This window comes from Methylobacterium sp. B1 (assembly GCF_000333255.1).
GTDB classification, from domain to species: Bacteria; Pseudomonadota; Alphaproteobacteria; order Rhizobiales; family Beijerinckiaceae; genus Methylobacterium; species Methylobacterium fujisawaense.
Map to the genome: position 1 here is coordinate 1 of NZ_BACT01000013.1, position 9,344 is coordinate 9,344.

At 72.3% G+C, this 9,344-nt stretch carries 11 protein-coding genes and 2 riboswitches; of the genes, 5 read left to right on the forward strand and 6 right to left on the reverse strand.

What is annotated here, in order from left to right; all coding sequences use genetic code 11:
• Together I53_RS00335 and I53_RS00340 are read right to left on the reverse strand one after the other, a co-directional pair.
• Positions 1 to 777 (reverse strand): alpha/beta hydrolase (locus I53_RS00335; RefSeq protein WP_043345374.1); only part of this gene is annotated, 777 nt, incomplete at its 3' end.
• Positions 778 to 842: 65 nt separating this feature from the next.
• Positions 843 to 1,160, reverse strand: a complete 318-nt coding sequence (locus I53_RS00340; protein ID WP_043345376.1) for a hypothetical protein — start codon at positions 1,158 to 1,160, stop codon at positions 843 to 845.
• 184 nt (positions 1,161 to 1,344) lie between these two features.
• On the opposite strand from I53_RS00340, the gene argE reads away from it, so the two are divergent.
• Complete coding sequence (gene argE / locus I53_RS00345) at positions 1,345 to 2,577, forward strand: acetylornithine deacetylase (protein WP_043345377.1); 1,233 nt, start codon at positions 1,345 to 1,347, stop codon at positions 2,575 to 2,577.
• Between the two features lie 63 nt (positions 2,578 to 2,640).
• Here argE and I53_RS00350 read toward each other — a convergent pair whose 3' ends face one another.
• Positions 2,641 to 2,970 carry a hypothetical protein gene (locus tag I53_RS00350; RefSeq protein ID WP_043345379.1) on the reverse strand — a complete coding sequence of 110 codons (330 nt, stop codon included), beginning with the start codon at positions 2,968 to 2,970 and terminating at the stop codon, positions 2,641 to 2,643.
• Between the two features lie 149 nt (positions 2,971 to 3,119).
• On the opposite strand from I53_RS00350, the gene I53_RS00355 reads away from it, so the two are divergent.
• On the forward strand, positions 3,120 to 3,593 hold the full coding sequence (locus I53_RS00355) for a DoxX family membrane protein (protein WP_043345382.1): 474 nt from the start codon (positions 3,120 to 3,122) through the stop codon (positions 3,591 to 3,593).
• 22 nt (positions 3,594 to 3,615) lie between these two features.
• Here I53_RS00355 and I53_RS00360 read toward each other — a convergent pair whose 3' ends face one another.
• The 3 genes from I53_RS00360 to I53_RS00370 form a co-directional block, all read right to left on the reverse strand.
• Positions 3,616 to 4,221, reverse strand: coding sequence for a glutathione S-transferase (locus I53_RS00360; RefSeq protein ID WP_043345385.1), 606 nt, complete (start codon positions 4,219 to 4,221; stop codon positions 3,616 to 3,618).
• Between the two features lie 96 nt (positions 4,222 to 4,317).
• Positions 4,318 to 4,575 carry a hypothetical protein gene (locus I53_RS00365; protein ID WP_043345387.1) on the reverse strand — a complete coding sequence of 86 codons (258 nt, stop codon included), beginning with the start codon at positions 4,573 to 4,575 and terminating at the stop codon, positions 4,318 to 4,320.
• 191 nt (positions 4,576 to 4,766) lie between these two features.
• Complete coding sequence (locus I53_RS00370) at positions 4,767 to 5,102, reverse strand: hypothetical protein (RefSeq protein ID WP_043345389.1); 336 nt, start codon at positions 5,100 to 5,102, stop codon at positions 4,767 to 4,769.
• A 168-nt stretch (positions 5,103 to 5,270) separates the two neighbouring features.
• A riboswitch (glycine riboswitch) is annotated at positions 5,271 to 5,373 on the forward strand.
• A 3-nt stretch (positions 5,374 to 5,376) separates the two neighbouring features.
• Positions 5,377 to 5,485, forward strand: a riboswitch (glycine riboswitch).
• 65 nt (positions 5,486 to 5,550) lie between these two features.
• On the opposite strand from I53_RS00370, the gene I53_RS00375 reads away from it, so the two are divergent.
• The 3 genes from I53_RS00375 (at position 5,551) to I53_RS00385 (ending at position 9,305) form a co-directional block, all read left to right on the forward strand.
• Complete coding sequence (locus I53_RS00375) at positions 5,551 to 6,813, forward strand: D-amino acid dehydrogenase (RefSeq protein ID WP_043345392.1); 1,263 nt, start codon at positions 5,551 to 5,553, stop codon at positions 6,811 to 6,813.
• 171 nt (positions 6,814 to 6,984) lie between these two features.
• Positions 6,985 to 8,124, forward strand: a complete 1,140-nt coding sequence (locus I53_RS00380; protein ID WP_043345393.1) for a threonine synthase — start codon at positions 6,985 to 6,987, stop codon at positions 8,122 to 8,124.
• Between the two features lie 59 nt (positions 8,125 to 8,183).
• Positions 8,184 to 9,305 (forward strand): DSD1 family PLP-dependent enzyme, encoded by a 1,122-nt coding sequence (locus tag I53_RS00385; RefSeq protein WP_043345395.1) that lies wholly within the window; start codon positions 8,184 to 8,186, stop codon positions 9,303 to 9,305.
• The last annotated feature ends 39 nt before the right edge of the window (positions 9,306 to 9,344 follow it).

A 9,344-nucleotide genomic window follows, 5' to 3' on the forward strand; every position in this document is an offset into this window, starting at 1 on the left:
GGCACGGCAGCGGGCCCCCGGGGCGTGGGCCGCCGCCCGCAGGGCGTGCACGTTGCGGGCGTCGTGGATCAGCGCCGGCAGTTCGCGCGAGCCGTAGGCGATGCAAAGCGGCTTCGCCACCGCCGGACGGCGCAGGGGGGACAGGGTCTCGACCTCCGCGTCGGTGAGGCTCAGCTTGGCGTCCAGCTCGGTCTGGCGGATCGGCGCGAGGTCGTAGACGCCGGAGATGGCCAGCCCCGCCGCCACCGCCGGATGGCCCAGATGCAATGCGGTGAGCAGCCCGCCGGCCGACCAGCCCGACAGGATCAGGGGGCCGCGGATCCCGTGCGCGGCCCCGTGGGCGGCGAGCCAGTCGAGGGCCGCGCCGATCTCCGCCACGATCCGGGTGAGGCTCGCCTCCGGCGCCAGGGTGTAGCCGACCATCGCCACCGACCAGCCGGCGGCGTTCGGGCCCTGCGCGAAGCAGGCGAACAGCTCCCGCGCGCCGCGCTGCCAGTAGCCGCCATGGATGAAGACCAGGCAGGGCGCCGCCCCGTCCCGGGCCGGGTAGAGGTCGAGGGCGTTGCGGGGGCCCGGGCCGTAGGGCACGTCGAGGCCCGCCGGATGCGCGGCCCGGTAGGCGGCCGAGGCGGCATTCCGGGCGGCCACCTGGGCGGCGCTGTCGGCCACCGCGCGGGTGTTGTCGTAGCAGGCGTCCCGCGCCTCCTGCGCGAGGGCGTTCCAGCGGCGGCGCGGATCCGCGGGGGTCGGATCGTCCAGGCGGAACTCCAGCACCATCGCATCCGTCTCAGGCCTTCGGTCGCCCGCACCATGGCAGGCGGTCGGGCCCGGGTCGAGGCGGATCAGAAGCCGGGCCAGGCCCCCGGGAGGGTGCCGCCGTAGCCCCAGCCCGTGAAGGGCGGGGCCGCGACCCGCTCGCGCGTCGCCGGAGCGAAGGCCGGGACGAGCGGCCGCTGCCAGACCCGCCAGTCCGGCCGGTCCCGTGCCGCCCTTCGGGCGAGGGTCCGGTCGATGTCGGACGCGACGCGATGGCGCGGCGTCCCGGCCGGTGGCCGGGCCTCGGCCGGGGCGGCCAGCAGCAGGGCCGCCGGCAACAGGGTCGCGAGGATCGGGGCGGCGCGGATCGGGGCGGCGAGGATCGGAGCGGGACGGCGACGCATGGTTCGGGCTCCCAGGGGCGGTCTCCGGCGGCCTCCCCCGAGAGCGACGCTCGGACGCCGCACCGGTTCCCGGGACCGGTCGGGCGGTCCGGGCGTTGCCCGGGATCCCCGAAGCGCCGAAAACCCCGTAGGAATCCGGGCGCCCCATCCGGGCCGATTCGCGCGCGGTTGCAGGACGCCATCCATGACAGAGCCCGCACAGACCGTCCCGCCGCCCTCCGGCCCGCCCGATCCGGTGGCGCTGCTCGGGACGCTCGTCGCCTTCGACACGGTGAGCGACCGCTCGAACCTGCCGCTGATCGACTGGGCCGAGGCCTATTGCCGGGGCCACGGCGCCGCGGTGGAGCGGGTGCCGGATCCGACCGGCCGGAAGGCGGCGCTGCTGGTCAGCGTCGGGCCGTTCGAGACCCACCCCGGCTACGTGCTCTCCGGCCACAGCGACGTGGTGCCGGCCGAGGGCCAGCCCTGGTCGTCGGACCCGTTCGCCCTGCGGGAGGCGGGGGGGCGGCTCTACGGGCGCGGCACCTCCGACATGAAGGGGTTCCTCGCGGTCTGCCTCGCGCTCCTGCCCGAAATGGTCGCGGCGGATCTCGCCACCCCGATCCACCTCGCGATCTCGTACGACGAGGAGGTGGGGTGCCTCGGCGTGCGCCCGCTGATCGCCCGGATGCTCGAGCGCGTGCCGCGGCCGCTCGGCTGTTTCGTGGGCGAGCCCACCGGGATGGATGTGGTGGTCGGCCACAAGGGCAAGTCGGCCGCCCGCCTCACCTTCCGGGGCAGGGCCAGCCACTCGGCCCTGGCGCCCCAGGGTGTCAACGCGGTGGAATACGCCGCCCGCTTCATCGAGCATGTCCGCCTGTCCGCGGAGACCATCGCCCGGGACGGGGCCCGCGACCCGCTCTACGACGTGCCCCACACCACCGGCCTGTCGAGCGTGGTCCGGGGCGGCACGGCGCTCAACATCGTGCCCGACACCTGCAGCGTCGCGTTCGAGTACCGGGCCATCGGCGCGGACGATGCCGCGGCGCTGGCGGCCGCGGCGATCGGGTACGCCACCGGGACGCTGGCGCCGCTGATGCGGGCCGGCGATCCGGCCTGCGGCGTCGATGTCGAGCCGCTGATCGATTATCCGGGCCTCGACACCGATCCGGAGGCCGAGATCGTGACCCTGGCCAAGCGCCTCGCGGGCCGCAACGGCCACGCCAAGGTTTCGTACGGCACGGAGGGTGGGCTGTTCGAGCGGCTCGGCGGCGTGCCCGCCGTGGTGATCGGACCGGGCTCCATCGCCCGGGCCCACCGGGCCGACGAGTACGTCACCCGGGACGAACTTGAGGCGTGCGCGGGCTTCGTGCGGCGGCTGATCCGCACCTGCACGACCGGCTCCGCGTCCTCGTCCCGAGGGGCGCTCCCAGTCTGAACCAACATCCGCGCCGGTCGAGCGCGCTTCCGGCCCGCAGGGCGTCCGCCGCGCGGCGCGACCTCACCAGGGGATGCGGCCGAAGCGGTCGACCAGCCGCCGGGACTCGGCTTCGCTCTCGGCTCTCGACGTCCCGCCCTGGCCGACATCCGAGCTTCCGGAGCCGGGATGCACCAGGCGGCACACCAGCGGCAGGACGAAGTTGTGGCGCGCGAGGTGTATGTTGGGGCCGCCGAGCCGAAGCACGTCGGCGTGCCACGGGCGGATCTGAACGGCGTTCTCGAGAGTGCCGGGCGCCGTCGCCTCGACGAGGTGGGCGCGGCGCAGGCCGGTCTCGGCTGAGGCGTCCGAGTCTGCGTTGCCGCCGCCCGTGATCGAAGACGCGCTGCGCACCGCCGGGGCCGGCCCGCACGGGGCGCTTCGGGGGCCAGGATCTGCACGCGGCCGGCGGGGCCGCGCGAAACCTTTGCGCCGCTCGCGGCTTGGATCAGCGCCTTGGATCGGCGGCCCGAACCGGGCCGGATCGGGAGACCGTTCAGCGCATGGCCAGCCTCAGCGTCGCAATCGCGTTCAGCGTCCGCCTGCTCCTCGTGCTGCTGTTCCTGCCGTTCAGCGCCCTCGACAAGATCCTGAACTTCCGGGGCGCGGTCGGGCAGGCGCGGGAGGCCGTGCACGCCACGGCGCCCGCAACGGTGCTGATCCTGATCGGGCTCGGCGTCGAGATCGGGATGTCGCTCTGCATCCTGACCGGGGTCGCCGACCGGGCCGCCGCCTTCGTGCTCGCCGGCTATTGCGGGGTGACGGCGCTGCTGTGGAAGCAGTTCTGGGTGCCGGGGGATTTCTGGGCGGGGGGCAAGGGCCGCGCGCTGTTCTGGGATTTTTTGAAGAACTTCGCCCTGGCGGGCGGCTTCCTGCTCATCACCTTCGGCACGGGCGCCGGGACGGTCCAGGACTTCCTCGCCGATCCCCTCGGCTCGACCCATCCCTACGCGATCGCGGACCGGGCCCGGCCGTAGCGGGGCCCGGCGCGGCGGGAGCTCAGCCCTTCGGCACGGTGGCCGCCATGGAGGGCCGGCGCTCGAACTGCGCGTACCAGGCCGCGACCGCCGGACGGCCCTCCCGCCACGCGAGATCGGGAAAGCGCAGGTCCAGGTAGCCGAGCCCGCAGGCCATCGCGACCGTGCCGATATCCAGTGCCGGCATCCCGCCGACCAGGCTCTCGAACCGGTCCAGCGCCGCGCGGATCTTGCCGATCTGGCCGGCCTCCCAGGCGTCCCAGCGCTGGGGCTCGGGGCGGAGCACGCGCTCGTAGCGGGCGAGCAGCGCGGCATCGAGCAGCCCGTCGGCCAGCGCCTGCCGGGTCAGCGCGTCCCAGCGGGCGGCGCCTTCGGGGAACAGGCGCGGCCCGGACGAGAGGCCGTCGAGATACTCGCAGATCACCCGGCTGTCGTAGAGGGCGGTGCCGTCCTCCAGGACCAGGGCGGGAATCTTGCCCAGCGGATTGTGGGCGGCGACCTCCGCGGAGGGCCCGGTCGGCGAGGCCCCGGCGACGGTGACGGCGATCCGGTCGATCAGTCCCGTCTCGTGGGCGAGGACCAGCACCTTGCGGGCATAGGGCGAGGCGGGGGAGTAGAGGAGCTTCATCGGACCGTCCCGGTTGGTCTTAGGCGCCGTGGTCGCGGCGCCGGGACCTTGCACCGATGCCGCGGGGAATCCAGCCCCCGGCGCCCCGCCGGAGGCTCAGACCTTCCGGGTCATCCTGGAGCCGGCATGGACCACCCGGCTCCGGCTCCGGCTCGGGCTCGGGCGTCGCGCCCGCATCCGCGAGCGCCAGACGAGGATGGCGCTCGCCACCCGATCGAGGGCGAGCATGCACAGGCTGCCGACGATGGCCAGCACGCAGGCGGCCCCGATCAGGACGCCCCAGATCCCGGGAGCCGGGATGATCATCAGGCACAGGAGGCCGAAGACGGCCGCGCCAGGAATCCATTTCGCCATCGCGCCGTCCGCCTGAACAAGAAGGGTGTCGCTCAGGCGGAACCTGCGCCGAGACCCTTAAAGAGTGCTGGATCAACTGATGTTCAGGCCTGAAATTTTATCTTCAGGCTATTATAATATGTCATTATAGGTTTATATGCGGTAAACTTGCCGTTGCGTTCGAGCGGAGATTGACCTTCCGAGGCCGGGTCCTAATCCACCAGCGACATGGTGCGCCCGGTGCTGACCAGATGGTAGAAGCGGCCGTCGAACATCTCCATCACCGCCTCGGTGGCGGCGTGCGATTCCGGGCGGATCGGAGAGGCGAGGCAGGCATCCAGCGCCGCCTGATCGGGGAAGTCCATCTCCAGGATCATGGCGATCGGCCGCGCGTCGGCGTCCTTCGAGACCACGCGCTGGATCCGCACGGCGGTGACGCCCGGGAATCGCCGCCAGAACGGCTCCAGCTCGTCCCGGACCCGGCGGAAGAATTCCTCTTCCCGGGCGTCGCGCACCCTGCCCTCGTAGATCGCGGTCCTGGTCAGCATCGGGGCGTCTCCCGGAGAATCCAGCGTCAACCGGCGGCGGCCGGGATCGCTCCGGCGGAGAGCGTGGGTGGCGGTGACAACGCGCAGCGGCTGTCGGTGAAATCGGCCGCCGGCGGGACGGGCGGGCTTCTCCCCTGCGGCCGATCGGCGTATCCAGGGACAGCCCATCGTGACGATGCGGGAGAGACCGGGATCTTCCCAGCAGAGGGGACCCGGCGCCGACGGAGCAACCGCCCCGGAAACTCTCAGGCACCGGAACCGTGTCGTCAGGGCGATCTGGAGAGAGGTGCAGCGGGGGGACCCGTGGGCACCCGCCGAAGGGGACGTCCGTACTTCGCCGCGCCAGGGCGGGACGGATCAAGCTCTCAGGCACCGGGACAGATGGGGCGCGCAACCGGCCGACCTCTTGAGGCGGCCTCCACGCGTCCACGTCCCGGAGTCCAAGCCCATGACCCACATCGCCGTGATCGGCGCCGGCATCACCGGCGTGACGACCGCCTATGCGCTCGCCCAGCGCGGCTACCGCGTCACCGTCCTCGACCGGCAGCGCTACGCCGCCATGGAGACCTCCTTCGCCAATGGCGGCCAGCTCTCGGCCTGCAACGCCGAGGTCTGGAACAAGCTCTCCACGGTGATGCAGGGCCTGCGCTGGATGATGCGCCGGGACGCGCCGCTGCTGATGAATCCCAAGCCCTCCTGGCACAAGCTGTCCTGGATGGCCGCGTTCGTTCGCGAGATCGCCCATTACCGCGAGAACACCGTGGAGACCGTTCGGCTGGCCCTGAAGGCCCGGGAGGCGCTGTTCGCCATGGCCGAGGCCGAGGGGATCGACTTCGACCTGAAGACCCGCGGCATCCTGCATTTCTACCGGGACCAGGCGAGCTTCGAGAAGGCGACCGGAGTCAACGCCCTGCTGCGGGAGGGCGGCCTCGAGCGCTACGCCGTGACTCCGGAGGAGATCCGGGCGATCGAGCCGACGCTGGCCGGGACCTATCACGGGGGCTTCTTCACGCCCTCCGACGCCACCGGCGACATCCACAAGTTCACCCGGGGGCTCGCCTCCGCCTGCGCCCGCAGGGGCGTCCGCTTCGTCCAGGACGCCAGCGTCGAGACGATCGCGCCGGGGGAGGGGGGCTATGACATCGGCTGGCGCGCTGCGGGCCATCCTGCCGGGGACACGCAGGTCCTGCAGGCCGACGCGGTGGTGATCTGCGCGGGCTGCGCCAGCCGGCACTTCGCCGCGATGCTCGGCGACCGGGTCAACGTCTACCCGGTGAAGGGCTACTCGATCACCGTGAACCTGCTGACTCCGGAGGCCCAAAAGGCGGCCCCCGAGGTGAGCATCCTCGACGAGGCGGCCAAGATCGTGACGAGCCGGCTCGGCGACGAGCGCCTGCGGGTCGCCGGCACCGCCGAGTTCAACGGCTTCAACCGCGACATCCGCCACGACCGGATCCAGCCGCTGGTCGACTGGACCCGCGAGCAGTTCCCGCTGGTCGACACCGACCGGGTGGTGGCCTGGAGCGGCCTGCGCCCGATGCTGCCGAACATGCTGCCCAAGGTCGGTCGCGGCCGCCGGCCCGGGGTCTTCTACAACACCGGCCACGGCCATCTCGGCTGGACCCTCTCGGGGGCCACCGCCGAGATCGTCGCCGGGGCGATCGCCGCCGAGCACGCCCCGGAGCGGACGATCCTGCCGCTCGCGGCCTGAGAGGCCCGGGTTTCCAAAGGGCTTGAAGCCCTTTGGCGGGTTGTCGGGGCGGAGCCCTGACGAGGCGGGCCCCGCCCGCCTCGGCCCGGCGTCGTCTCCGCGAGAAGGGAGGCGCGCCGACCAAGATTATTTTGTATTATCTTCCCGAACCGCCCCGGAAACCGAGCCGCGATGCCTCCATCTGCCGCCTATCTCGACCCCGCCACCGGCGCGACCTACCCGATCGAGACGCCCCGCTGGCGCTCGGAGACGGGCGGTCCGCTGATGATCACGGACCTGCCGGGGATCGGACGCGGGGAGATCGACACGGCCAAGCGCTCCCTCTGGCGCTACGCCGCCGCGCTGCCGGTGGCGGTGTCCGATCCGGTCACGCTGGGCGAGGGCTGCACGCCGCTGGTGCGCCGGCCCTGGCGGGGCGGGCACGCGCATTTCAAGCTCGAATGGTTCGCGCCCTCGGGCAGCTTCAAGGACCGGGGCGCGTCCGTGATGCTGTCGATCCTGCGCCAGCAGGGGATCGACGCGGTGCTGGAGGATTCCTCCGGCAACGGCGGCGCCGCGGTGGCGACCTACGCGGCCGCCGCCGGGATGCGGGCCAAGATCCTGGTCCCGGCCTCGACCTCGCCGGCCAAGACCGTGCAGATGCGCGCCGCCGGCGCCGCGGTCGAGCTGGTGCCCGGCACCCGCCAGGACACCGCCGACGCCGCCGTGCGGCAGGCGGAGGAGATCTTCTACGCCAGCCACAACTGGCAGGCCCATTTCCTCCAGGGCACCAAGACGCTGGCCTACGAGCTGTGGGAGGATCTGGGCTTCTCCGCGCCCGACGCCGTCATCATCCCCTGCGGCGCGGGCAGCAACATCCTCGGCTGCGACATCGGCTTCTCGGAGCTGCTGCGCCGGGGGGAGATCGCCCGCCTGCCGCGGCTCTACGCGGTCCAGCCGGCCCATTGCGCGCCGCTCCATGCCGGGTTCGCGGCGGGCGCCGACGATTTCGTGCCGGTGACCCCGCGCCCGACGCTGGCCGAGGGCGCCTCGATCGCCCAGCCGGTGCGCGGCCGCGAGGTCTTGGCGGCGCTCCGCCGGTCCGGCGGCGGCACCGTGGCGGTCTCCGAGGCGGCCATCGAGGCGGCCCTGATGGAGCTCGCCCGCACCGGCCTCTACGTCGAGCCGACCTGCGCCATGGCGGCGGCGGCGCTTTCCGACCTCACCGCAAGCGGCGCGATCCGGCCCGGGGAGACCACCGTGGTGGTGCTCACCGGCACGGGCATCAAGGCGACGCCGCGCATCGCCGAGCTTCTGGGCCTCGCCCCGTGACCCAGGCCCGCTGACCAAGACATCCCGACCAAGACACCCCGATCCGGAGGAGACGGACCATGCGCAACAACATTCCCGCCTGCGTCGGCATGCCGGTCGAGGAGATCGACACCCCCTGCCTGATGGTCGATCTCGACGCCTTCGAGCGCAACGTCGACACGCTCGGCCGCTTCATGAAGGAGCACGGCCTGCGCCACCGGGCCCACGCCAAGACGCACAAATCCTCCGACATCGCGACTATGCAGATCGAGCGGGGCGGGGCCTGCGGCGTCTGCTGCCAGAAGGTCAGCGAGGCCGAGGCGCTGGTGAGCGCCGGCATCCGCGACGTGCTGGTCTCCAACCAGGTGGTGGCGCCGAAGAAGATCGAGCGCTTGGCGGCGCTCGCCAAACGGGCGCGGGTGCTGGTCTGCGTCGACGACCTCGGCAATGTCGACGACCTCTCGGCGGCGGCCGTCCAGTATGGCGTCACCCTCGAATGCCTCGTGGAGATCGATGTCGGCGCCGGCCGCTGCGGCGTCGCCCCGGGCGAGCCCGCCTTGGTGATCGCCAGGGCGATCGCGAAGGCGCCGGGCCTGCGCTTCGCGGGTCTGCAGGCCTATCAGGGCAAGGCGCAGCACGTGCGCGACTACGGCGAGCGCAAGGCCCTGATCCAGACGGCGATCGACGAGACCAGGCGCACCGTCGACCTTCTGAAGGCCGAGGGGCTCGCCTGCGATATCGTCGCGGGGGCCGGCACCGGCAGCTTCGCCCTGGAGGGCGGCAGCGGCGTCTACAACGAGCTGCAATGCGGCTCCTACGTCTTCATGGACGCGGACTACCAGCGGGTGAAGGACGCGGACGGCCGGCCGATCGCGGAATTCGAGAACAGCCTGTTCATCGTCACGGCGATCATGAGCAAGGCGAAGGCGGATGTGGCCATCTGCGATGCCGGCCTGAAGGCGCAGAGCATCGACAGCGGCCTGCCGGTGGTGTTCGGCCGCGACGACGTGGCGTACATCAAGTGCTCGGACGAGCACGGGGTGATCAGCGATCCCGGCAACGTGCTCAAGCTCAACGAGCGCCTGAAGCTGATCCCCGGCCATTGCGACCCGACGGTCAACGTCTACGACTGGTACGTGGGCGTGCGGAACGGCCGGGTCGAGGCCGTCTGGCCGGTCACCGCCCGCGGCATGACCCTGTAGGGGATTCCGAAGGGCTGAAGCCCTTCGGCGGGGTGCAGG